At 71.0% G+C, this 22463-nt stretch carries 19 protein-coding genes; 11 read left to right on the forward strand and 8 right to left on the reverse strand.

Annotated features, from left to right (window positions below; all coding sequences use genetic code 11):
• Positions 1 to 91: 91 nt before the first annotated feature.
• Together ABD785_RS31770 and ABD785_RS31775 are read right to left on the reverse strand one after the other, a co-directional pair.
• Positions 92 to 592: a DUF6912 family protein gene (locus ABD785_RS31770; RefSeq protein WP_344835684.1), complete on the reverse strand. Its 501-nt coding sequence runs from the start codon at positions 590 to 592 to the stop codon at positions 92 to 94.
• A gap of 56 nt (positions 593 to 648) precedes the next feature.
• The gene (locus ABD785_RS31775; protein ID WP_344835685.1) at positions 649 to 1311 is read right to left on the reverse strand and encodes an HAD family hydrolase; all 663 of its coding nucleotides are present in this window, start codon (positions 1309 to 1311) and stop codon (positions 649 to 651) included.
• A gap of 64 nt (positions 1312 to 1375) precedes the next feature.
• On the opposite strand from ABD785_RS31775, the gene ABD785_RS31780 reads away from it, so the two are divergent.
• A complete protein-coding gene (locus tag ABD785_RS31780; RefSeq protein WP_344835687.1) occupies positions 1376 to 2572 on the forward strand; it encodes an acyl-CoA dehydrogenase family protein in 1197 nt (398 codons plus the stop codon).
• Here ABD785_RS31780 and ABD785_RS31785 read toward each other — a convergent pair.
• Positions 2545 to 3480 (reverse strand): N-acetylmuramic acid 6-phosphate etherase, encoded by a 936-nt coding sequence (locus ABD785_RS31785; RefSeq protein ID WP_344835689.1) that lies wholly within the window; start codon positions 3478 to 3480, stop codon positions 2545 to 2547. The genes ABD785_RS31780 and ABD785_RS31785 overlap by 28 nt on opposite strands.
• On the reverse strand, positions 3477 to 4397 hold the full coding sequence (locus tag ABD785_RS31790; RefSeq protein ID WP_344835690.1) for a MurR/RpiR family transcriptional regulator: 921 nt from the start codon (positions 4395 to 4397) through the stop codon (positions 3477 to 3479). The genes ABD785_RS31785 and ABD785_RS31790 overlap by 4 nt, the downstream gene beginning before the upstream one ends.
• Positions 4398 to 4460: 63 nt before the next feature.
• Between ABD785_RS31790 and ABD785_RS31795 the strand changes: the two genes are divergently transcribed.
• The 7 genes from ABD785_RS31795 (at position 4461) to ABD785_RS31825 (ending at position 11628) form a co-directional block, all read left to right on the forward strand.
• Entirely contained in the window at positions 4461 to 5483 is a 1023-nt protein-coding gene (locus ABD785_RS31795) for an N-acetylglucosamine kinase (RefSeq protein ID WP_344835691.1), read from the forward strand.
• Between the two features lie 163 nt (positions 5484 to 5646).
• Positions 5647 to 7266 carry a glycoside hydrolase family 3 protein gene (locus ABD785_RS31800; protein WP_344835692.1) on the forward strand — a complete coding sequence of 540 codons (1620 nt, stop codon included), beginning with the start codon at positions 5647 to 5649 and terminating at the stop codon, positions 7264 to 7266.
• Between the two features lie 72 nt (positions 7267 to 7338).
• Positions 7339 to 7800 carry a hypothetical protein gene (locus ABD785_RS31805; protein WP_344835694.1) on the forward strand — a complete coding sequence of 154 codons (462 nt, stop codon included), beginning with the start codon at positions 7339 to 7341 and terminating at the stop codon, positions 7798 to 7800.
• A 175-nt stretch (positions 7801 to 7975) separates the two neighbouring features.
• Positions 7976 to 9604: an L-glutamate gamma-semialdehyde dehydrogenase gene (pruA, locus tag ABD785_RS31810; RefSeq protein WP_344835695.1), complete on the forward strand. Its 1629-nt coding sequence runs from the start codon at positions 7976 to 7978 to the stop codon at positions 9602 to 9604.
• Between the two features lie 130 nt (positions 9605 to 9734).
• On the forward strand, positions 9735 to 10322 hold the full coding sequence (locus ABD785_RS31815) for a hypothetical protein (protein WP_344835696.1): 588 nt from the start codon (positions 9735 to 9737) through the stop codon (positions 10320 to 10322).
• 32 nt (positions 10323 to 10354) lie between these two features.
• Positions 10355 to 11062 carry an HAD family hydrolase gene (locus ABD785_RS31820; protein WP_344835697.1) on the forward strand — a complete coding sequence of 236 codons (708 nt, stop codon included), beginning with the start codon at positions 10355 to 10357 and terminating at the stop codon, positions 11060 to 11062.
• A gap of 44 nt (positions 11063 to 11106) precedes the next feature.
• A complete protein-coding gene (locus ABD785_RS31825) occupies positions 11107 to 11628 on the forward strand; it encodes an NADPH-dependent FMN reductase (RefSeq protein ID WP_344835698.1) in 522 nt (173 codons plus the stop codon).
• 53 nt (positions 11629 to 11681) lie between these two features.
• Here the strand turns inward: ABD785_RS31825 and soxR are convergent, their stop codons facing one another.
• On the reverse strand, positions 11682 to 12167 hold the full coding sequence (gene soxR, locus ABD785_RS31830) for a redox-sensitive transcriptional activator SoxR (RefSeq protein WP_344835699.1): 486 nt from the start codon (positions 12165 to 12167) through the stop codon (positions 11682 to 11684).
• 325 nt (positions 12168 to 12492) lie between these two features.
• On the opposite strand from soxR, the gene ABD785_RS31835 reads away from it, so the two are divergent.
• A complete protein-coding gene (locus ABD785_RS31835) occupies positions 12493 to 13929 on the forward strand; it encodes a serine/threonine protein kinase (protein ID WP_344835700.1) in 1437 nt (478 codons plus the stop codon).
• 88 nt (positions 13930 to 14017) lie between these two features.
• The gene (locus ABD785_RS31840) at positions 14018 to 18823 is read left to right on the forward strand and encodes an NAD-glutamate dehydrogenase (protein ID WP_425547844.1); all 4806 of its coding nucleotides are present in this window, start codon (positions 14018 to 14020) and stop codon (positions 18821 to 18823) included.
• A 90-nt stretch (positions 18824 to 18913) separates the two neighbouring features.
• On the opposite strand, the gene ABD785_RS31845 is transcribed toward ABD785_RS31840, so the two are convergent.
• On the reverse strand, positions 18914 to 19870 hold the full coding sequence (locus tag ABD785_RS31845; protein WP_344835703.1) for a DUF8094 domain-containing protein: 957 nt from the start codon (positions 19868 to 19870) through the stop codon (positions 18914 to 18916).
• Between the two features lie 85 nt (positions 19871 to 19955).
• Positions 19956 to 20954: a DUF8094 domain-containing protein gene (locus ABD785_RS31850; RefSeq protein ID WP_344835705.1), complete on the reverse strand. Its 999-nt coding sequence runs from the start codon at positions 20952 to 20954 to the stop codon at positions 19956 to 19958.
• Positions 20955 to 21050: 96 nt separating this feature from the next.
• Here ABD785_RS31850 and prfB point away from each other — a divergent pair, with 96 nt between their 5' ends.
• Positions 21051 to 22172 carry a peptide chain release factor 2 gene (gene prfB / locus ABD785_RS31855; RefSeq protein ID WP_344835707.1) on the forward strand — a complete coding sequence of 374 codons (1122 nt, stop codon included), beginning with the start codon at positions 21051 to 21053 and terminating at the stop codon, positions 22170 to 22172.
• A 24-nt stretch (positions 22173 to 22196) separates the two neighbouring features.
• Here prfB and ABD785_RS31860 read toward each other — a convergent pair whose 3' ends face one another.
• Positions 22197 to 22382, reverse strand: coding sequence for a hypothetical protein (locus ABD785_RS31860; protein WP_344835708.1), 186 nt, complete (start codon positions 22380 to 22382; stop codon positions 22197 to 22199).
• Between the last annotated feature and the right edge of the window lie 81 nt (positions 22383 to 22463).

Below are 22463 nucleotides of genomic sequence, written 5' to 3' on the forward strand. Positions count from 1 at the left end.
CGCCGACCCAACCAGGTCGACTCCCTCCTCCGCCCCCGCGAGGCACGCACCTGGACGCCGCTCGCCACGGGCGCCGACTTTGAAACAGCCCCTAGGGGAGGTCGGGCAGTTCCTGGGTGGCGAACCACATGAGCTCGTGGCCTTCGGCGCCGTCGACGACGAACTCGGCGTCGAGGTCGCCCTGGTCGGCGGCGCCGAGGGCGGCCGAGGCCGCCTGGATGTCGGGGGCCGCGGCGGGATCGTCGACATGGCCGGAGACGATCTTCTTGACCGGGATGACGTCGCGCAGCCTGACCTCGGCGCGGTCGGAGTCGCCGAGGTTCTCGTACCCGCCCTCGTAGGCGACCGCGCCGTCCGGGACCTCCGCCGCCAGGACGACCCGCCGCGACGGGGCGCCGGGGTCGCCCGCGAGGAGCCGGAGGGAGGCACGGGCGGCCGACAGCATGGCCGCGTACTCCAGCTCCTCCTGGTCACCGTCGGCGTACCACTCGCGGAGGGCCGGGGTGACCGCGTAGGCGAGGTGCACGCTGATCTCGCCCTCGGCCAGAGCCTGGGCGAGGAGCGGCAGCGTGACGGGCAGGTAGACGCGCATGCCCACAGTCTGCCAGCTCGGGATGGCCGGGGCCGCACTCCACCCGCCGAACCGCCTCAGGCCAGGGGCAGGGCGAACAGCTCGCCGAGGCGGGCCCGGGTCTCGACCGGGTCGGTGTGCAGGACGCCGACCATGCCGAGCTGCTCGGCCGCGGCGATGTTGGCGGGGATGTCGTCGATGAAGACGCACTCGGCGGCGTCGACCTCGAGGAGCGTCACGGCGTGGTCGAAGATCTCCGGAGCGGGCTTGCGCATCCTGACCTCGCCGGAGATGACGACGGCGTCGAACATCGCGGCCCAGCGCTCGCGCGGATAGGTGTTGCCCCAGGAGTTGGACAGCAGAGCCGTCCGCAGCCCGGCGGCACGGCAGGCGAGGATGGTCTCGTACATGTGCTCCACCGGCGCGAACTCGGCGAACATCCGGTCGAGCAGCCCCTCGGGGGGCACGACGCCCCCGGTGACGGTCCGCAGTTCCAGCGAGAGCAGCCGCTCGAACTCGGCGGGTGCGAGGGAGCCGTCCTCGAGCTGGTGGATGAGGTTGCCGGGCCCGGCGACGGCGAGCGTTGCGTCACCGTTGTAGGCGCCCTGGAACCAGGCGCGCATCACCCGCTTGTACGCCTCGACGTCGATCTGGTCGGCGGCCAGCCAGGCGGCGACGGCCTCGTTCAGGGGGGAGGTCAGCACGCCGCCCCAGTCGGTGATCACCGCGCGCAGAGTCATAGGCCGCATCGTACGACCCGGTCCAGTAAGTGATCTCTGACGGGGGTCTGGAAGACTGAACGGCATGGACTTCGAGCTGAGCCTTAAGGCGCGCGAATATCAGGACCGTCTCCAAGAGTTCATGGACGACCACGTCTACCCCGCCGAGCGGACCTACGCCGAGTGGCGCGCGGCCAACGACCCGCACGCCCTGCCTCCGGTCGTCGAGGAGCTCAAGGCCGAGGCCCGCAGGCGCGGCCTGTGGAACCTCTTCCTGCCCGACGTCGGCGGCCTGACCAACCTCGAGTACGCGACGCTCGCCGAGATCACCGGCCGCAGCCCCGACCTCGCCCCGGAGGCGATCAACTGCGCCGCCCCCGACACGGGCAACATGGAAGTCCTCCACATGTTCGGCACGGAGGTCCAGCGCAAGCAGTGGCTGGAGCCGCTGCTGGCGGGCGAGATCCGCAGCGCGTTCGCGATGACCGAGCCGGACGTCGCCAGCTCCGACGCCACCAACATCGCCACCCGCATCGAGCGCGACGGCGACCACTACGTCATCAACGGCCGCAAGTGGTGGATCACCGGTGCCGCCGACGAGCGCTGCAAGATCTTCATCGTGATGGGCAAGACCGACCCCGACGCCGCCACGCACCGGCAGCAGTCGCAGATCCTGGTCCCGCGCGACACCCCCGGCCTCACGATCGTGCGCCATCTCCCGGTCTTCGGCTACCAGGACCAGCACGGCCACTCCGAGCTGCGCTTCGAGGACGTCCGCGTCCCGGTCGAGAACCTCATCGGCGAGGAGGGGGACGGCTTCGCGATCTCCCAGGCCCGGCTCGGCCCCGGCCGCATCCACCACTGCATGCGGGCCCTGGGCATGGCGGAGCGGGCCCTGGAGCTGATGTGCCGCCGGGCCGCCGAGCGCGTCGCGTTCGGCAAGCCCCTCGCGGCTCAGGGCGTCGTCCAGCAGCAGATCGCCGAGAGCAGGATGGCGATCGAGCAGGCGCGCCTGCTGACGTTGAAGACGGCGTGGCTGATCGACCGGCACGGCGCCAAGGGCGCGCGCAGCGAGATCGCGGCCATCAAGGTGGTGGTTCCGCGGATCACCTTCGAGGTCATCGACCGGGCGATCCAGATCCATGGGGGAGCGGGGGTCTCCGACGACACCCCCCTGGCGCAGATGTACACCTGGGTGCGAGCGATGCGGATCTTCGACGGCCCGGACGAGGTCCACGTCCGCACCGTCGCCCGTCAGGAACTGAGGCCGTATCTCTCCTGAGACCGGATGTCGTCGAGCAGGGTCAGGGCCTCCTTGACCGCGCCGCCCGCGGCTTCGAGGGCGTGGGCGGCGCTCTGCGGCGTCACGTCGGCCAGCAGGGTGATCAGCGCGACGCGGGTGTCGCCGCCGGCGTCGGCGAGCGCGTGCTCGCAGGTCCGCGCGTCGAGTCCGGTCGCCTCGACGAGGATGCGGACCAGGCGCCTGCGCAGCTTGGAGTTGAGCGCGTTGACGCTCACCATGAGATTGGAGTAGGTCCGGCCCAGCCGGATCATCACGGTCGTCGAGAAGGCGTTGAGCACCATCTTCGTCGCGGTGCCCGCCTTCATCCGGGTGGAGCCGCTGATCACCTCGGGGCCGGTGTCGAGGCCGATGTGGACGTCGACTTCGTTGCCGAACCACGAGGTCGGGTTGGCGGAGATCAGCCCGGTGCTCGCCCCGGCCGACGCGGCGTGCCGGAGCGCGCCGACCACATAGGGCGTGGTCCCGCTGGCCGCGATCCCGATGGCGACGTCACCGGCCCGGATCCCGGCGGCGTCGAACGCCCCGAGCTCGACGTCGTCCTCGACGCCCTCGATGGCCGACGACAGGGCCGACGAACCGCCGGCGTGGTGGGCCACGACCCACTCGGGCGGCGTGCCGAAGGTGGGAGGCAGCTCGGCGGCGTCGATGAAGCCGAGCCGCCCCGACGTCCCGGCGCCGAAGTAGTGCACCCGCCTTCCGGCCCGCAGGGCCTCGACGGCGAGCTCGGCGAGCTCGGCGACCTGTGGCAGCACCTCCGCGACGGCGGCGGGCACGCGTTCGTCCTCGGCGTTGATACGCCGCAGCACCTCCAGGGTGGGGAGCTCGTCCACATCGAGCGTGCGCGGGTTGCGGCGCTCGGTGGGCAGATCAATGGGGAGGTCGTTCATCGACGCTTCCTCTCGGGCCGGACGCTGCGGCCGTGTACCGCGTTGAAAGTGGCCTCCAGGGCATCTCTGGTCGGCTCATAGGTCTGCCGGGCGACCCCCACGAAGACACAGTCGATGACGGTGAGCTGGGCGAGGCGGCTGGCGGTGGCGCCGGAACGGAACGTCGTTTCCCGTGCGGCGGTCGTGAGGACGAGATCGGCGGCCTCGGCGATGGGCGATTTCGGGAAGTTGGTCAGGGCGATCGTCGTGGCTCCTCTTCCTGCGGCTACGGCCAGCGCGTCAAGCGTTTCGACGGTGGTTCCGCTGTGTGAGATACCCACTGCAACGTCACCGGGCTGGAGAACTGCCGCACTCGTCAGCATGATGTGTGCATCGGACCACGCATAGGAGGTGTGACCGATGCGGTGCAGTTTCTGCTGAAAGTCAAGCGCGACGAAGGCGCTGGCCCCCACGCCGTACACATCGACGCGTCGCGCGCCCACGACGGTGTCGATCACACGTGCCAGTGTCTTGAGGTCGAGCTGCGCCGCGGTCTCCTCCACCGCCCTCGCGTCGGCGAAGGTGACCTTCTCCACGACATCCTCAAGAGTGTCATCGGGCCCGATGTCACTGCCGACCACGCGGCCGCCCTGTGCGGACTGAGCGCGTCCGGCTTCGGTCGCGAGCGTCAGCCGCAACTCCGGATATCCGGTGAAGCCGATAGCACGGCAGAACCGGATGACGGTCGTCTCCGAGGTCCCGCACGCCTGGGCCAGCTCCGTGATCGTGGAGTTGGCGACACCTTCCGGGTCTTCCACGACCCGCTGGGCGACGCGGCGCTCGGCGGGCGGGAGTGAGGGGAGCAGTGACCGGACCCGGACCACCGTGCTGAGTGGAGGTGCTGCGTGTCCCGTGTCTTGACCTTCGGGTTTCCTCATGGAAGAAAGTTTCTTACAAGGGGTTTGTCGCGTCAACGCCGGAGAGTCTACGGACGTGATGTGATGATGGATTTGGTCAGTCCCAACACCGATTCCCTGTCCGACGCCGCCTACGTGATCGGTATCGACGCCGGGGGCACCCATACCCGCTGCGCCCTCGCCACACTCGACGGCACCGTCGTCGGCGCCGGCAAGGGCCCGGGGGCCAACCCGAACTCAGGCGGCGACCCGGAGACGGCCCTGTTCACCGCGCTCCGCGAGGCCACCGACGGCATCGATCCGACGTGTGTCATCGGCGGGGTCTTCGGCATCGCGGGAGCGGGTGCGGCGGGCCGTCCCACGCTGGTCTCGGCGTCGCAGAAGGCCTGGTCGGCGCTGGGGATGTCGGGGGAGCCCGAGGTCTTCACCGACATCGCCATCAACTTCGCCAGCGGGACCCCCGCCGCCACCGGGATCGTGGTCTTCGCCGGGACCGGCGCGGGTGCCGCCGTCATCCAGGACGGCGAGATCATTCGTCGTGCCGACGGGTACGGCTACCTCCTGGGGGACGAGGGCTCCGCGGTCTGGATCGGCCGGGAGGGCGTGAAGGCGGCGCTGTCCGCAATGGACGGCCGCGGCACTCCCACGATCCTCTCCGACCTCGTTCCGCGTGCGCTTCTCGGGGCGGCTGTGATGGCTGAGCTCTCCCCGCGCCATCTGGTACTGGCCGGATCCGGCCATGATCTTCCGGTCGGACCCTCACTGCTGCCGCAGGCGATTCTCAAAGAGGTGTACGGCAAGCCCCCCGCGACCCTCGGACGGATCGGCCCGGTCGTCTCCGCCGCGGCCGAGACCGGGGACCCGGTCGCCACCCGGATCGTCCAGGAGGCGGCCGACTGGCTCCTCATGGACGTCGACGCCGTCCGGCCCGCGCTGACCGACCCCTGCGCCCCGGTTGTTCTGGCTGGATCGGTCCTGACCGGCGGTCCGGTGGCGGAGATCGTCCGGACGGGCCTCGAAGCGCGGTTCGGCACCGCCCCCGCGCTGGCCGGCGACGGCGCCGCCGGAGCGGCCCGCATGGCCATCCGGCGTCTGGTCGCGGCCTGACCCGCGATCCCACCGGGGCGCGTCCCTCCCCGGCGCGAGGGCGACAGGGGGGCGTCCCGGTGTTCCGGACGGCTCGGGCCGCCGGGCAGGTCACGGGTAACAAACGCACAAGTTCGGACACGTAACGTGACCTCATGGCTTCCCGCGGTTACGCTCGCGGGTCATGGGGGTACGGACGATCATCGCGGTGGCAGGGCTCGGGCTGGTGGCGGGATGCTCGGGGCATCCGGCGGAGGCGCAGCGTCCCGAGGCCGGGAGGGCGCCCGCGGCCCCGGCGGCCCCGGCGGCCGCGCCGCGGGCCCTGGGCCTCGAGCTCGCCGAGGGGATGACGCTGCGTGAGAAGGTCGGCCAGCTGTTCGTGCCGACCGTCGCGGGGACGGCCGACGGCGTCGCGGCGCAGAAGAGGTACCACGTCGGCGGCTTCATCTACTTCCCCGGGAACCTGCGCACGCCCCGCGAGACGGCGGCCCTGTCCAACGCCCTCCAGGCCGCCGCGCGGATCCCGCTGCTGATCGGCGTGGACGAGGAGACGGGGCCGGTGTCGCGGGCGCGGTTCACCACCCGCTTCCCCGGCGCGATGGCGCTGGGCGCCGCGGGGAGCGCTCCGCTGACGCGCAGGGCCGCCGCGGTGACCGGATCGGAGCTGCGCGCCGTGGGGATCAACCTGGACTTCGCCCCGGTCGCCGACGTGAACTCCGATCCCGCCAACCCCGTCATCGGCACCCGGTCCTTCGGCTCGGATCCCCGGCGGGTGGCGGCGCTGCTCAAGCCGTCGATCGAGGGGTTCCACGACGCGGGCGTCGCGGCCGTCGTCAAGCACTTCCCCGGTCACGGCGACACCGGGACCGACAGCCACACCGGGCTCCCGGTGATCGGGCACTCGACCGCGCGCTGGGAGGCCCAGGACGCGCCGCCGTTCCGGGCCGCGATCGCGGCGGGCGTCGACGCCGTCATGACCGCGCACATCAGCGTGCCGGGGCTCGACCCGTCCGGGGTGCCCGCGACGATGTCGAAGCGGGTGCTGACGGGGCTGCTGCGGCAGAAGCTCGGCTACGACGGCGTCATCATCACCGACTCGCTCCAGATGGCGGGCGCTCGGGTCAGGGGCGGGGCGCCGGAGGCGGCGGTCCGGGCGATCGCCGCCGGAGCCGACCAGATCCTGATGCCCCCGGACCTCGGAAGCGCCTACGACGCCGTGCTCGGGGCCGTCCGGGACGGGCGGATCCCGGCGGCGCGGCTCGACGAGGCCGTCCGGCACGTCCTCACGCTGAAGGAGAGGCGCGGCCTGTTCGGCGTCTCGGCCGCGGCCCCCGGCGCCGCCGTCTCGACGCCGGAGCACCGGGGCACCGCCCTGGACGTCGCGACCGCGTCCGTGACGGTCGTCCGCGCCGCGGGCGGGGTCCTGCCGCTGAAGGGCGGAGTCCACGTGGCGGGCGCGAGCCGGGTCGCGGTCTCCGCCGCGCTGCGCCGCGAGGGGGTCAGGGTGATCTCCCCGGCGAGGGCGCGGACCTTCGTCGTCGTCATCACGAAGGCGGGCCCCGTCACCGCCCGCTACCTGCGCGGGCTGGCCGAGCGCCGCAAGGTCGTCGTGGTCGCGCTCGGCGACCCCTACCTGCTGCGCTACACCGCCCCCGCGCAGGCCTCGGTGGCCGTCTACTCCCCGCAGATGATCGCTCTGCGCGGTCTCGCCCGGGTGTTGTCGGGCCGCGCCGCGCCGGCCGGACGGCTGCCCGTCGCGGTCCCGCACGGACCGGCCCTCGGCACCGGGGCCGCGACTTTCTGAGATCGTTCGCGCCCGCCCGCCCGGTGACGATAGGTTTCGGCCGGATCAGGTCTTTGCGGGAGGTCAGGCGCGATGCGGACATTGGCGGCGGTGCTCCTGTCGGTGACGGTCCTGACGGCGTGCGGCACCGGCCACAAGGACGTCTCCATCCCGCCGCTGACCGAGGAGCCGAGCTACCCGCTCTTCGACTCCGCCCAGCCCAGGACCGATGATCTCGCCGCCCGCACGATCTTCCAGAAGATCCTCCGGGGCGCGGGCCAGGGCAACGCCAGGGTCTGCGGCTGGGTCGACCCCGCCTTCGCCGAGACGGTCCTCGGCGCGGCCTGCCCCGCCTGGGTCAAGGGGATCACCCCCGCGGACCGTGCCAAGCTCCGCCAGGTCAAGGTCCCCGTCGCCGTCGACGGCGACACCTACCGGGAATGGGTCATCGAGGCGCCCTCCCTCCAGTGGCCGGGCCAGGTGGCCCCCACCACTCCGCGCGCCGACCGGTTCGTCATGCGCCTGACCGGCGACCGCTGGATGCTCTCCCTCTGAGCCCGCCCCGGACCGCCTCCCTCTCCCCGCACCGCCTGGAACGATCTCCGAATTGCTGGTCTCCGCGCTGGTGGCGGGGGTCTCCCAGGGGGTAAGGGCCAGATGGGCGCGGTTCGTCGAGCGGCTCGTAGGATCTACGTATATCGACAAGGACGTCGTATAGAGGTGGAGAACCATGGACGCGGTCACAAATGTGCCCGTACCGGACAATGAGCCGGTCAAGTCGTACGCGCCGGGAAGCACCGAGCGGGTCGCGCTGGAAGCGAAGATCAAGGAACTGGGCGGCACCCCGCTCGAACTGACCATGACGATCGGCGGGAAGCAGCGCCCCGGCGGGGCCGAGGCGATCGAGGTCGTCCAGCCGCACGCCCACCGGTCGGTGCTGGGCACCCTGCACAACGCCACGGACGCCGACGTCGCGGACGCGATCGAGGCGGCGCGGAAGGCCGCCCCCGGATGGCGCGCGCTGAGCTACGACGACCGCGCGGCCGTCTTCCTGAAGGCCGCCGACCTGCTGGCGGGCCCGTGGCGGCAGGTGCTGAACGCCTCCACGGTCCTCGGGCAGTCGAAGAACCCGCTCCAGGCCGAGATCGACGCCGCCTGCGAGCTGATCGACTTCTGGCGCTACAACGTGGCCTACGGCCGCCAGCTCCTGAACGAGCAGCCCGGCAACCAGCCCGGCATCTGGAACCGGCTGGAGTACCGGCCGCTCGAGGGCTTCGTGCTGGCGATCACGCCGTTCAACTTCACCTCGATCGCGGCGAACCTGCCGACGGCCCCCGCCCTCATGGGCAACGTCGTGGTGTGGAAGCCCTCGCCCACGCAGCAGTTCTCCGCGCACTTCATCATGCGGCTGCTGGAGGCGGCGGGCCTGCCCGAGGGCGTGATCAACCTGGTCACCGGCGACCACAAGGCGATCGCGAACGTCGCGCTGACCCACCCGGACCTCGCGGGGATCCACTTCACGGGCTCGACCGGCACCTTCCAGCACCTGTGGCGGACCGTCGGGGAGAACATCGCCGGCTACAAGTCCTATCCGCGGCTGGTCGGCGAGACCGGCGGCAAGGACTTCGTGGTCGCCCACCCGTCGGCCGACCCCGAGGTCCTCAAGGTCGCCCTCGTCCGCGGCGCGTTCGAGTACCAGGGGCAGAAGTGCTCCGCGGCCTCGCGCGCCTACATCCCCCGGACGCTCTGGAACGCGATCAGGGACGACCTCGCGCACACCGTCGAGGGCCTGAGCGTGGGCAACGTCGCCGAGGACCTGTCGCTGTTCATGGGCGCGGTCATCGACGGGCGCGCCTTCGCCAAGCACGAGGCGGCCCTGGCCCGCGCCACCAGGGGAGAGGTCACCGCCCTGGCCGGCGGCACCGCCAACGACTCCGAGGGCTACTTCGTCCGGCCGACGATCCTGCTGTCCGACGACCCGGCCGACGAGATCTTCACCACGGAGTACTTCGGCCCGATCCTGGGCGTCCACGTCTACGAGGACGGCGCCTACGACGCCATGCTCGACCAGATGGAGTCGGCCAGCCCCTACGGCCTGACCGGCGCGGTCATCGCCCAGGACCGGGCGGCCATCGCCCGGACGTCCGAGCGGCTGCGGTTCGCCGCGGGCAACTTCTACGTCAACGACAAGCCCACGGGAGCGGTCGTCGGCCAGCAGCCGTTCGGCGGGGCGCGGGCCAGCGGCACCAACGACAAGGCCGGTTCGATCTTCAACCTGATCCGCTGGGTCAACGCCCGGACGATCAAGGAGACCTTCGTGCCGCCGACCGACCACCGTTACCCGCACATGGGGCACTGAGGGCGGACCGAGGCCCGGCCTTGGCGTCGCTTTGGTAGATAACGGATTCATAACATAACCTGTCTCACCAGGGGATCCCTCTTCTTCGGGGATCGACTTTGGGGATCCGGCGAGGCGGGGAGGTGGGAACGTGGGCAGGATCGTCTTCATCTGGACGGTCACCCTCACCATCGTGGCCGCGGTGGCCGTGACGGCCGTCGAGGCGTTCTCATCCCCCCGGCTCGTCGAGGCGACCGGGCACACCGGGCTCGACCAGGTGAGGATCACCGCGGACGCCACGGTCTCCGCCCTCGAGGAGGGCGGCCTGGTCCCGGGCGCCCGCTACGGCTACTCCTTCAAGGTCACCAACGCGGGGAAGACCCCGGTGGACGACATGACCGTCCGGAGCGAGAAGGCCATCGGCGGACGCGCGGGCTCCGGCCTCGGCGCCTACGCCGTCCAGGGCGGTCAGTGCAAGATCGGCGACCGTGTCGAGTGCGTCGTGGCCGGCCTGGATCCGGGCGAGACCCGCGAGTTCACGGTCGAGGCGGAGAGCGCCGGTTCCCGCGCCGAGGGCGACGAGCTGCGCATCCGCACCTACCTCGGCCGGTTCGCCCCCGACGCAGGCGGCGACCTGAACTTCGAGGTCGCGGCCAGGGCCGAGACCGGCGGCTGCTTCCGTGCCCCCACCGGCGCCTCCAGGGGAGCCCCCACCGCCTCCGCCCCGGCCTCCGATTGACCGGGAGGCTTCGCACGGACCACGATGTGCCCGTGCCCGCATACCGATTGATCCTCTGGAACGTCGACCACACCCTCCTGGACGCGGCCAGAGTCACCCGTGAGGCCTATGCCGAGGCGTTCGAGCAGGTCACGGGGCGGCCGATGGTCAGGCTGGCCCCCACGGCGGGACGCAACGAATCCGAGATCATCTTCGAGACGCTGGCGTTCAACGGCATCGCCACCTCCGACGACCATCTCGAGGCCTTCGTCCGGGCGCTGGAGGCCGCCTACTCCACCCGCCGCGACAAGGTCCGCTCCTTCGGCCGGGTGCTTCCGGGCGCCGCCGAGGCCGTCGGGGCCGCCACCGCGCTGCCCGGGGTCGTCCAGTCGGTGCTGACCGGCTCGCTGGAGGCCGCGGCCCGGATCAAGCTGGGCGAGCTGGGTCTCGACCGGATGCTCGACCTGTCCGTCGGCGGCTACTTCTCGCCGGTCTACCCCAAGGGCGCCGCGATCGAGATGTCGCGGATCAGCGCGGGCCGCAAGTACGGGACGGTCTTCGCCGAGTCCGCGACCGTGCTGGTCGCCGACCACCCCCTGGACGTCAGGGCGGCCCGGATCGCCAGGGCCCGGGTCCTGGCCGTCGCCACGGGCGCGGTCACCGAGTCGGAGCTGCGGACGGCGGGGGCCGACGCGGTCCTGCCGACCCTCGCCGACACCGCCACGGTCCTGCACACCCTCGACCGGTTGACTTCAACCTAACTTCAACTCTTAGTCTCCTCGCGAAGCCCCTGCTAAGGAGACCCATGAAACTCGCCGTGATCCTCGGAAGCTCCCGTGAAGGCCGCCGTGCCGCCGTCATCGGGGACTGGCTGGCGGGGCAGGTCCGCCCCCGGCCCGGAATCGATCTGACCGTCCTGGACTGCGTCACGGAGCCGGAGGAGCTCCGCGCGGCCGTCCACGACGCCGACGCCTACGTGATCGTGGTCCCGGAGTACAACCACAGCTATCCCGGGCCGCTGAAGGCCTTCATCGACTCCTTCTACAAGGAGTGGCAGGCCAAACCCGTCGGCTTCGTCTCCTACGGAGGCGTCTCCGGCGGCCTGCGGGCGGTCGAGCACCTGCGCCAGGTCTTCGCCGAGCTGCACGCGGTGACCGTCAGGGACACGGTCTCCTTCCACAACGTGTGGTCGCACTTCGACGCCGACGGCGCCTTCCCCGTGGCCCCCGACGCCCCCGCCGAGGCCGCGAGGATCATGATCGACCAGCTCGGCTGGTGGGCGCTGGCGCTGAAGGAGGCCAAGGCCGTCCGGCCCTACGGGGGCTGACCGGTCCCGGCCGGGCGGGCCCGCGTTCCGGTCCGTCCGGATGGCCCGGACGATCAGGGCTCGGCGAGGGGGAGGTTCTGCCGCCCGGACGGGGCCTCCTGGAACCCGCGGAGGGTGCGCGGCCCCGGGCCGTACTGGCCGAGCCGGTCCTCGGGGTTGACCAGCGGGCACCGGGAGATCGACAGGCATCCGCAGCCGATGCAGCCGGTCAGGCTGTCCCTGAGCTGCTGGAGGAGCAGGATCCGGGTGGTCAGGTCCTCCTCCCAGGCCGCGGAGAGGTTCGCCCAGTCCTCGCGGGTGGGCGTCCGCTCGTCGGGGAGCAGATTCAGGGCGTCCCTGATCATGGCCAGTGAGATCCCGACGCGCTGCGCGACCCGGATGAAGGCCACCCGGCGCAGCACCTCGCGCTGGTAGCGCCGCTGGTTCCCGGCGGTCCGCCGGCTGGTGATCAGGCCTTCCTTCTCGTAGAACCGCAACGTGGACGTCGCAACCCCGCTCCGCTCGGCGACCTCGCCGACCGTCAACTCCGCATGCGGCATTCCCTCAGCGTATCCGGAAAGGTTCATGTGACTTGCGTCTCACCGGACAACGAAAGGGGGACACCGATGCGTCTGATTAGCGAGGTTCGCAGAAGAACCCTTGGGACGGGTTCGGACAAGAAGTAGTAAACGGACTGTCCTCGATGTCGCTGTCAGAGGTAAGCGGTACAGTCCGTACGAAACTTGGGCGAACCTGGCCCGGCGGAGATGCATCTCAGGAAACACACCTGTCCTGACGGGTGATTGGCCTTTGATGTCTTCCAACAGGATGTCCGGAACGACGGGGGACTTTGGAATGGTGGCGGTTCTTCGGTCTAACGATCCGTTGCGGCTGGGGCCGTACGAGATCGAGGGCCGCCTGGGCGAGGGCGGCCAGGGGATCGTCTATCTCGGCAGGCACGAGGACGGCGGACAGCAGTTCGCGATCAAGCTCATGCACCCGGAGGCCGACGAGAAGGCCCGCCAGCGGTTCATGCGCGAGGTCGAGGTCGCCAAGCGGGTCGCCCCCTTCTGTACCGCCCGCCTCTACGACGTCGGCACCGAGGGCGACCAGTCCTTCATCGTCAGCGAGTACGTCCTCGGCCCCAGCCTGCAGAACAAGGTGCAGGACGAGGGCCCGATGGACGGCGCGGAGCTGGAGCGCCTGGCCGTGGGGACGGCCACCGCACTGGTCGCCATCCACCAGGCCGGCATCGTCCACCGCGACTTCAAGCCGCACAACGTCCTGATCGGCCCCGACGGTCCCCGCGTGATCGACTTCGGTGTGGCCAAGGCCCTGTCCGGTTCGACCACCCTGACCAGCCGGGTGATCGGCACCCCCTCCTACATGTCGCCCGAGCAGGTCGAGGGCGACGACGTCTCGACCTCGGCCGACGTCTTCTGCTGGGCCTCGACCATGGTCTACGCGGCCACCGGCGAGCCCCCCTTCGGCCAGGACTCGATCATGGCCGTGATCAACCGGATCGTGCACCACGAGCCCAGCCTGGGCGGCATCCAGCCGCCGCTGCGCGACCTCCTGCTCGACTGCCTGGCCAAGGACCCCGCCGCCCGCCCGCGCACCCGTGACGTCCTGATGCGCCTGCTCGGCCAGGCCGAGGTCGCCACCCCGGTGCCCACGGCCACCGGCGAGGCCCCCACCGAGATGCTGAGCGCGGGCGCCGCCCTGGCCGGGGTCGAGGGCTACCTCGACGCCCAGGCCACGCACATCGACGGCGGGGCCGTGCGCACGACCGTCCAGGAGTATCCGCGCGCCGTCGGCTACACCCAGACCGACGTGCTCGCCGCGCTGCCGCCGCGCACCGCCGCCCGGATCGCCCGCAAGGCCCGGGTGCCGTGGTTCATCACCGCCGCGGCCGTGTCCTTCGCTGTGTTCACCGCGGGCGGCGCCGGCATGGTCGTCTACAAGATGGTCAGCGAGAGCAAGCCGAGCAACGCGCCGGTCCTGGTGCCGAGCGACGGAGGTCTCAACGACGCCCAGCAGACGGGCAAGGGGAGACCGAAGTCGAGCACCAACACCAGCGGCGACGGGATCAACCCGCTCCCGGGCGACCCGTCCGCCACGACCTCGGTCTCCACCCGGCCCACCCAGACGCTGTCGAGCTCGCCCGGCAAGCCCACGGCCAAGCCGACGAAGCCGACCAAGCCCACCTCCGCGCCGCCGACCTCGCCCCCGGTGACCGACCCGCCGACCTCGCCGCCGGTGACCGACCCGCCGGTGACCGACCCGCCCTCCTCCGGCCCGGAGACCCCGCTCAACCCCTGAGAGCCCGATCCGGACTACGCTGGCGCCGTTGACATGAGTGCCACATCACAACGGAGTGATGAAGGGGTCGCGTTAAAAAATGGGCAAGATGCGGAAACTCGAAGAGGCCAAGGACGAGCTCCTGCAGCGGGCCGCCCGGATCGGCGCCAAGCCGGGCGGGGAAGGCCCGGTGCTGGAGTTCCTGCGGCTCTACTACCGGCAGGTCGCGCCGGAGGACCTGCTCACCCGGGACCCGGCCGACGTGGTCGGTCCGGCGCTGGCGCACCGCTCGCTGGGCGAGCAGCGCACCGCGGGCGAGAAGAAGGTGCGGGTCTACTCGCCGACCCTCGCCGAGTACGGCTGGGACCCCGGGCACACCGTGGTGCAAGTGATCACGGACGACATGCCGTACCTGATCGACTCGATCGCGATGGAGCTGGGCCGGCACGAGCTCGGCGTCCACCTGATCTTCCATCCGCTGTTCGGCGTGGACCGCGACCCCGGCGGCGCCCTCACCGGCTTCCGGCACAGCCGCGACATCCTGGACGACGTCGACGAGTCCTGGGTCCACATCGAGGTCGACCGGACCACCGACCCGGCCCTCCTGGCCCAGATCGAGGCCGACCTGCGGCGCATCCTCCAGGACGTCCGGGTGGCGGTCGAGGACGAGCCCATGATGCGCTCCCTCGCCGGCCAGATCGCCCTGGAGGTCAGGGAGGAGCCGCCCCCGCTGCCCGACAAGGAGATCGAGGAGTCGGTCGAGCTGCTCGACTGGCTGGCCGACGGCCACTTCACCTTCCTCGGCTACCGCGACTACGACCTCTCCGAGGACGGCACCGCCCTGCGCCCCGTCACCGGGAGCGGCCTGGGCATCCTGCGCGAGGAGAAGGACGAGTCGGTCAGCTTCGCCGCGCTTCCCCCCGAGGCGCGCGAGAAGGCGCGCGAGCCCAAGATGCTGGTCCTCACCAAGGCCAACAGCCGGGCGACGGTCCACCGGCCGCACTACCTGGACTACATCGGCGTCAAGCGGTTCGAGAACGGCGAGGTCGTCGGCGAGCGCCGCTTCCTCGGCCTGTTCACCCATGTCGCCTACAGCGAGTCGATCTCCCACATCCCGGTGCTCAAGCGCAAGCTCGACGAGGTGCTGGACCAGGCCGAGGTCACCGCCGACTCCTACGACGGCCAGGACCTGGTCGAGATCCTCGAGGACTATCCCCGGGACGAGCTGTTCCAGACCCACGTGGACGACCTGGGGCCCATCGCGCTCGGCGTCCTGCGCCTGCGCGACCGGCGGCAGCTCAAGCTGTTCCTGCGCAAGGACGACTACGGCCGCTACATGTCGTGCCTGGTCTACCTGCCGCGCGACCGCTACACGACCCAGATCAGGCTGCGGATCCAGGAGATCCTGCGCCGTGCCTTCAACGGCGTCACCGTCGACTACTCCGCCCAGGTCACCGAGGGCGTCCTGGCCCGGCTGCACGTGGTCGTGCGGGGCGTGCGCGGCAGGCCGCTCCCCGAGGTCGACGCCGACGAGCTGGAGCAGCGCCTGGCCGCCGCGACCCGCTCCTGGGCCGACGACCTGACCGACGCGATCGTCCAGCAGTGCGGCGAGGAGGCGGCCCGGAAGCTGTCGGTGAAGTACGGCGACGCCTTCCCCGAGGGCTACAAGGCCGACTTCCCGGCCCGGACGGCCGTCCACGACCTGCGGCGGCTCGACGCGCTCGACGAGCCCGAGCAGACCACCATCAGCCTCTACGAGCCCTACGAGGCCGCGCCGGGCGAACGCCGGCTCAAGATCTACCACCTGGGCTCGCCCATCTCGCTGTCGCACGTCCTGCCGCTGCTCCAGCACATGGGCGTCGAGGTCGTCGACGAGCGGCCGTACGAGATCAACACCGGCGACCGCCGCCGCTACTGGATCTACGACCTGGGCCTGCGGCACGGCGACACCGAGGTCGACGAGTCGCGGCTCAAGGGCCTGTTCCAGGAGGCGTTCCTGGCGCTGTGGAAGGGCGAGATCGAGTCCGACGGCTTCAACGCCCTCGTCCTGCACGGCGGCCTCACCTGGCAGCAGGCCATGGTGCTGCGCGCCTACGCCAAGTACATGCGGCAGACCGGCACGACCTTCACCCAGCGCTACATCGAGGAGGTGCTGGAGCGGAACGCGCCGATCGCCCGGCTGCTGGTGCAGCTCTGGGAGTCGCGGCTCAACCCCTCGCTCCAGACCGGGGCGTTCGAGCGGACCGAGGCCATCGCGGAGGAACTGGGCGGGCGCCTCGACGAGGTCGCCAGCCTGGACGAGGACCGGATCCTCCGCGGCTTCTTCTCGATGATCTCCGCGACGCTCCGCACGAACTTCTGGCAGGGCAAGCCCTACCTGGCGCTGAAGTTCGATCCCTCGCTGATCCCCGACCTCCCGCAGCCCCGCCCCAAGTTCGAGATCTTCGTCTACTCGCCCCGGGTCGAGGGCGTCCACCTGCGGTACGGATCGGTGGCACGCGGCGGGCTGCGCTGGTCGGACCGGCGCGAGGACTTCAGGACCGAGATCCTCGGCCTGGTCAAGGCGCAGGCCGTGAAGAACACCGTGATCGTCCCGGCGGGGGCCAAGGGCGGCTTCGTCGGCAAGCAGCTCCCCGATCCGGCGGTCGACCGGGAGCGGTGGCTGGCCGAAGGCATCGAGTGCTACAAGGAGTTCATCTCCGGGCTGCTCGACCTCACCGACAACCTGGTCGACGGGAACGTCGTCCCGGCCCCGCAGGTCGTCCGGCACGACGGCGACGACCCCTACCTGGTCGTCGCGGCCGACAAGGGCACCGCGACCTTCTCCGACATCGCCAACGGCGTCGCGAAGGAGTACGGGTTCTGGCTGGGCGACGCGTTCGCCTCGGGCGGCTCCGTCGGCTACGACCACAAGGCCATGGGCATCACCGCCAGGGGCGCCTGGGAGTCGGTCAAGTACCACTTCCGCTCGATGGGCCGCGACTCCCAGACCGAGGACTTCACCGTCGTCGGCGTCGGCGACATGTCCGGTGACGTGTTCGGCAACGGCATGCTGCTGTCGGAGCACATCAAGCTGGTCTGCGCCTTCGACCACCGGCACATCTTCCTCGACCCGGACCCCGATCCCGCGGCGTCGTTCGCCGAGCGCCAGCGGATGTTCGCGCTGCCGCGCAGCTCCTGGGCCGACTACAACCCGTCGCTGATCTCGGCCGGAGGCGGGATCCATCCGCGCTCGGCCAAGTCGATCAGGCTGACGCCCGAGGTGCGGGAGGCGCTCGGCATCGACCCGTCGGTGCAGGCGCTCACCCCGTTCGAGCTGATGCGGGCCGCGCTCCTCGCCCCGGTCGACCTGCTGTGGAACGGAGGCATCGGCACCTACGTGAAGGCGTCGTCGGAGAACAACGCCGACGTCGGCGACAAGGCGAACGACGCGATCCGCGTGGACGGCGGCGAACTGCGCTGCAAGGTCATCGGCGAGGGCGGCAACCTCGGCCTCACCCAGCTCGGACGGATCGAGTTCGCCCGCTCCGGCGGCCTGGTCAACACCGACTTCATCGACAACTCCGCGGGCGTCGACACCTCCGACCACGAGGTGAACATCAAGATCCTGCTCGACCAGGTCGTCAGGGACGGGGAGCTGACGCTCAAGCAGCGCGACGGCCTCCTCGACGAGATGACCGACGAGGTCGGCGCGATGGTCCTGCGGGACAACTACCGGCAGAACGTCGTGCTGGCCGCCGCCCGCGCCCAGGCCCCGGACATGCTCCACGTCCACGCCCGCTACCTGCGGCGCCTCGAACGCGACGGCAAGATCAACCGTCGGCTGGAGTTCCTGCCCGACGACAAGGCGATGGCCGAGCGCCGCCAGCAGGGCATCGGCCTGACCCAGCCGGAGTTCTCGGTCGTGCTCGCCTACTCCAAGCTCACCCTCGACCAGGAGCTGCTGGAGTCCGATCTGCCCGACGACCCCTACCTGGCGTCCTGGCTGGTCCAGTACTTCCCGACGGCCCTGCGGACGACGTTCCGCGCGCACATGGACCGGCACCCGCTGCGCCGCGAGATCATCGCGACCCAGGTGGTGAACGACCTGGTCAACAACTCCGGCTGCACGTTCTCCTTCCGCCTGAACGAGGAGACCGGCGCGTCGGCGTCCGACCTGGCCCGCGCCTACCTGGTGGCCCGCGAGGTCTTCGACATGCCGCGCTTCTGGGCGGCGGTCGAGTCGCTGGAGGGCGTCGTCGACCAGCAGACCCAGACCGCGATGCTGCTGGAGGCGCGCAAGCTCACCGAGCGGGGCGCGCGCTGGCTGCTGCACAGCAGGCGGCCCCCGTTCGACATCAGGGAGACCATCGACTCCTTCGCGCCCGGCGCGCTGGCGCTCGTCCCGGGACTGCCCAAACAGCTCGCGGGGCGCGACCTGGAGGCCTTCGGCGAGCGGCGCGACGCGTTCACCGCGCGGGGCGTCCCGGCGGACCTGGCCGAGCAGGTCGCGATGATGGTCCCGGCCTACTCGACGCTCGACATCGTCGACATCTCCCGGGCGACCGGCCACTCCGTCGAGGAGGTCGCCGACGTCTACTTCGACCTCGCCGACCGGCTCCAGCTGGCCCGCCTGCGCGAACGGGTGATCGCCCTGCCGCGTGACGACCGCTGGAAGTCCATGGCCCGCTCGGCCCTGCGCGACGACCTGTACGCCGCGCACGCCGAGCTCACCAGCGACGTCCTGCGCAACACCGCGACGGACACGCCGGAGGCGCGGCTGGAGGAGTGGGCGGAGAAGAACGACTCGTCGGTGCTGCGGGCCCGCCAGACCCTCTCGGAGATCTGGGAAAGCGACAGCCACGACCTGGCCACGCTTTCGGTGGCACTGCGGGCGATCCGCACGTTGGTCCGGGCGAGCACGCTGCCGGGCTGATTCAGTGAGCGGTACGGAGGAGCGGGACGAGCAGCGGTCAGGAAGTCCGCCCCGCTCCTCCGTAGTCCTGGGAGGGCCCTGAGGGGCCTTCTAGGGGGTCGTTTCCGCGGCGACGGCCTTGCGGGTGGCGCCGGTGATCGACGCGTCGCCCCGGGCGGGGATCGCCGCCAGGTACTGGATCAGGGTGGTGCTGGTCAGCGAGGTCGCCTTGCCCTCGGGCACGAGGCCGATCAGGTCGCCGGCGACCGGGATGCCTTTCCCGGCGTAGGACTCCTGCTGCTGGAGCACGTACCAGACGACGGCGCCGCCGTCGGCGGTCCGCAGCGCGTAGGTCTGCCCCGGCACCGCGGAGAACCGGGTGCCGAAGGTCAGCCTGGCCTTGGCGAGCTGGCTCTTGACCTGCTGGAGCACGTCGTAGGTCTGCGTGGTCTGGGAGCCCGCGGCGATCCCGGCCGCGCCGGGCGCCTTCGGGCCGGAGTCGAGCAGGACGGCGTGCGCCTCGCCGAGCGAGGCGGGGGCCACGGAGAGGCCCTCGCCGGTGGCGGGCCTGGCGTAGCCCTCGGCGTCCAGCTCGATGCCGTCGATCGGGCCGCCGTCGCGGCGCTGAGGGTCGGCGGCCAGCTTCCAGGTGCCGCCCGCCTCGTCCTGGACGAACAGCAGCGCGTGCCGGATCTTCGCGCCCTTGGCGGCGGACTCGGTGTCCACCGCGAACCAGCGCGGGTGCCCGCTGAGGCGCGGGATGTAGAAGCGGGGCGCGGTGAACGCGTACGGCCGCAGCTTCGTCCTCGAGGCCGCGTGCAGCTTGTAGGCGGCGACGTCCATGTCGAGCTGCGGTCCCGTCTCGACCGTGGCGAGCAGGGCCGGGTCGAGCGCCTTGTCCGCCCTGGCGTTGGTTGCGGCGTAGGAGGTGAGGACGGTCCGCGCCTGCTCCTTGGTGAGCGCGGGAGCCGCCGGGGCCGCGGCGTCCTCGGCGCGGCCGCAGGCCGCGGTGAGGGCCGCGGTGAGGGCCGCGGGAAGGAGAAGCGCCGCGATGACGGGAGCGCGCATGGAGAGCCTCGCTGGGTGAAGGTCGGGAACGCCCGTAGCATCGCACAGTGAACGGGCGATCACCCATTGTTCACCCGAGGAAATCTCAGGCCGTTTTGACCTGCACCCGGACGGGGCCGCCGCCGGCCGCGACGATCGCGATCCTGGCGGGGTTCTTCACCTTCTTGACGGGCTTGGGCGGGACCACCGCCGCGTACTGGAGGTTGGCCGAGATCCGCATCTGCATGCCGACGGCCGGGGTGGGCAGCAGATGGCCGGCGTCGGCGGGGGCCTCCAATGGGCCGACGTCGGTCCTGCGGGTCAGCGCGACGTCGTGCGCCAGCGGGTAGAGCACCATGCACCCGCCGTCCTTCGTCCTCAGCGGGAAGACCGGCAGCTGCGGGGCGGTGTAGGCGCTGCCGTAGATCAGGTCCTTCTTGCCCGCCGCCTTGTCCTCCTTGGCGCTCTGGGTGGCCAGGCCGGTGGTGAACGGGCCGGACTGGAGCGAGGGGGCGGAGAAGCTCTTCGAGCCGTCCTCGGCGACCGCCGCCTGGAGCGAGGCGACCAGGGAGGGGCCGACCAGCAGGCTCTCGTCACGGGTGGCCATCGCCGTCGCGTACCCGTCGGCGTCGGTGGCGATCTGCGGGAGCTTCGCCCCCTTGACCGGGGTGACCGCGATGCTGAGCCGGAACCGCTGCCCCGGCGACTTCTTGATCAGGGCCAGCAGGCTCGGGGTCCCGTTCCTGGTCACGTTCGCCACGAACCACTGGGGATAGCCGCCGAGACGCGGCACCCACAGGGTGGGCTCGCCGTAGCTGAAGCGCATCGGCGGGATGCCCGTCCTGGCCGCCTTGCGGAACTCCGACGCCGTGACGGCCACCTGCCCGTCGTCGGCCCAGGTGAGCCCGAGCCGCTCGTCCGCGGTGGCCCTGGCCACGTCGTCGTTGTTGGCCCACAGGTTGAAGGCCTTGAGCGCCGAGGCGGGGGTGAGCGGGGTGTCCGTGGCGGGCGCGGCCACCGCCACCGGGGTGGCCCTGGGCTTCGCGGGCCGGTCCGAGCAGCCGCTCAGGGCCCCGGCGGACAGCAGGACGAAGCCGGTGACCATCGCGGTCGTTCGCCCGGTCGTCCGCCCGGTCGTTCGCCCGGAAGCGTGGCCTTTCCCCATGGATCGCCAAGTGTAGCCGGGCTATAAGCTGGGCGGGTGGCAGCCATCGACCCCATGGATCAGATCAAGGAGCTCGGCGCGACCCTCGACGGCATCGAAGCCGTCATGGATCTCGACGTGATGCGCCGAGACATCGCCGAGCTGCGCGACCAGGCCGCGGACCCCGACCTCTGGAGCGACCAGGAGCACGCGCAGAGCGTGACCAGGAAGCTCTCGAGCCTGGAGTCCGAGGTCACGAGGGTCGAGGCGCTCCGCGGACGCCTTGAGGATCTCGAGGTGATGTACGAGCTGGCCTCGGAGGAGGCCGACGCCGACACCAAGGCCGAGGCCGACGCCGAGCTGGAGGGCCTCGCCAAGGAGATGCGCACCCTCGAGGTCCGCACCCTGATGTCCGGCGAGTACGACGCCCGCGAGGCCCTGGTCTCGATCAACGCCCAGGCGGGCGGAGTCGACGCCGCGGCCTTCTCCCAGCAGCTCCAGCGCATGTACCTGCGGTGGGCCGAGCGCCACGGATACCCGACGGAGATCTACGAGACCTCCTTCGCCGAGGAGGCGGGCATCAAGTCCACCACCTTCGCGGTCAAGGTCCCCTACGCCTACGGCACCCTGCGCGGCGAGCACGGCACCCACCGGATGGTCCGCATCTCGGCCTACGACAACCAGGGGAGGCGGCAGACCTCGTTCGCGGGCGTCGACATCGTCCCGGTCGTCGAGCAGTCCGACCATGTGGAGATCAACGAGGACGATCTGCGGATCGACGTGTACCGCTCGTCCGGCCCCGGCGGCCAGGGCGTCAACACCACCGACTCCGCCGTCCGGATCACCCACCTGCCGTCCGGCATCGTGGTCTCCTGCCAGAACGAGCGCTCGCAGCTCCAGAACCGCGCCTCGGCGATGAACGTCCTCCAGGCCAAGCTGCTGGAGCGCAAGCGCCAGGAGGAGGCCGACGAGCTGAACAAGCTGCGCGGTGAGGGCACCAGTTCCTGGGGCACCCAGATCCGCAGCTACGTGGTCCACCCGTACCAGATGGTCAAGGACCTCAGGACCCTCCACGAGGAGGGCAACCCCGAGCGGGTCCTCGACGGCTGGATCGACGACTTCCTCGAGGCCGAGATCCGCTGGCTCCGCAAGGGCGAGGCCGAAGAGGCGTCGCAGTAGTCCCCCTCGCCCGTCCCCCTCGCCCTAGGCGAGGTGGGGCGCCAGCAGGCTGAAGGCCAGGATGAGCAGCAGCGCCGCGGCGATCGCGAGCTGCTGAGGGGTGAAGCCGCCGTGGTCGTGCATCTGCGCGCGCACGGCGCGGCAGCTGCTGCACCGTCCTTCTTCGACCGGTCCCGCGCAGTAGGCGCAGATCAAATGATCACAACTCATGAGCGTGTCCTCCTTCCCTTGCTGACGCACCGATGTCCCGAAGAGGGACTATCCATGCCAGTGTCACCCCTAGACTGCTCC

The organism is Actinocorallia longicatena, assembly GCF_039534125.1.
Taxonomy (GTDB): Bacteria; Actinomycetota; Actinomycetes; order Streptosporangiales; family Streptosporangiaceae; genus Actinocorallia; species Actinocorallia longicatena.

Excerpts from the sequence above, each read along its gene's own strand:
- ABD785_RS31770 (WP_344835684.1), bottom strand. The coding sequence starts at position 592 with ATGCGCGTCTACCTGCCCGTCACGCTGCCGCTCCTCGCCCAGGCTCTG.
- ABD785_RS31775 (WP_344835685.1), bottom strand. The coding sequence starts at position 1,311 with ATGACTCTGCGCGCGGTGATCACCGACTGGGGCGGCGTGCTGACCTCC.
- ABD785_RS31780 (WP_344835687.1), top strand. The coding sequence starts at position 1,376 with ATGGACTTCGAGCTGAGCCTTAAGGCGCGCGAATATCAGGACCGTCTC.
- ABD785_RS31785 (WP_344835689.1), bottom strand. The coding sequence starts at position 3,480 with ATGAACGACCTCCCCATTGATCTGCCCACCGAGCGCCGCAACCCGCGC.
- ABD785_RS31790 (WP_344835690.1), bottom strand. The coding sequence starts at position 4,397 with ATGAGGAAACCCGAAGGTCAAGACACGGGACACGCAGCACCTCCACTC.
- ABD785_RS31795 (WP_344835691.1), top strand. The coding sequence starts at position 4,461 with ATGATGGATTTGGTCAGTCCCAACACCGATTCCCTGTCCGACGCCGCC.
- ABD785_RS31800 (WP_344835692.1), top strand. The coding sequence starts at position 5,647 with ATGGGGGTACGGACGATCATCGCGGTGGCAGGGCTCGGGCTGGTGGCG.
- ABD785_RS31805 (WP_344835694.1), top strand. The coding sequence starts at position 7,339 with ATGCGGACATTGGCGGCGGTGCTCCTGTCGGTGACGGTCCTGACGGCG.
- pruA (WP_344835695.1), top strand. The coding sequence starts at position 7,976 with ATGGACGCGGTCACAAATGTGCCCGTACCGGACAATGAGCCGGTCAAG.
- ABD785_RS31825 (WP_344835698.1), top strand. The coding sequence starts at position 11,107 with ATGAAACTCGCCGTGATCCTCGGAAGCTCCCGTGAAGGCCGCCGTGCC.
- soxR (WP_344835699.1), bottom strand. The coding sequence starts at position 12,167 with ATGCCGCATGCGGAGTTGACGGTCGGCGAGGTCGCCGAGCGGAGCGGG.
- ABD785_RS31840 (WP_425547844.1), top strand. The coding sequence starts at position 14,018 with ATGCGGAAACTCGAAGAGGCCAAGGACGAGCTCCTGCAGCGGGCCGCC.
- ABD785_RS31845 (WP_344835703.1), bottom strand. The coding sequence starts at position 19,870 with ATGCGCGCTCCCGTCATCGCGGCGCTTCTCCTTCCCGCGGCCCTCACC.
- ABD785_RS31850 (WP_344835705.1), bottom strand. The coding sequence starts at position 20,954 with ATGGTCACCGGCTTCGTCCTGCTGTCCGCCGGGGCCCTGAGCGGCTGC.
- ABD785_RS31860 (WP_344835708.1), bottom strand. The coding sequence starts at position 22,382 with ATGAGTTGTGATCATTTGATCTGCGCCTACTGCGCGGGACCGGTCGAA.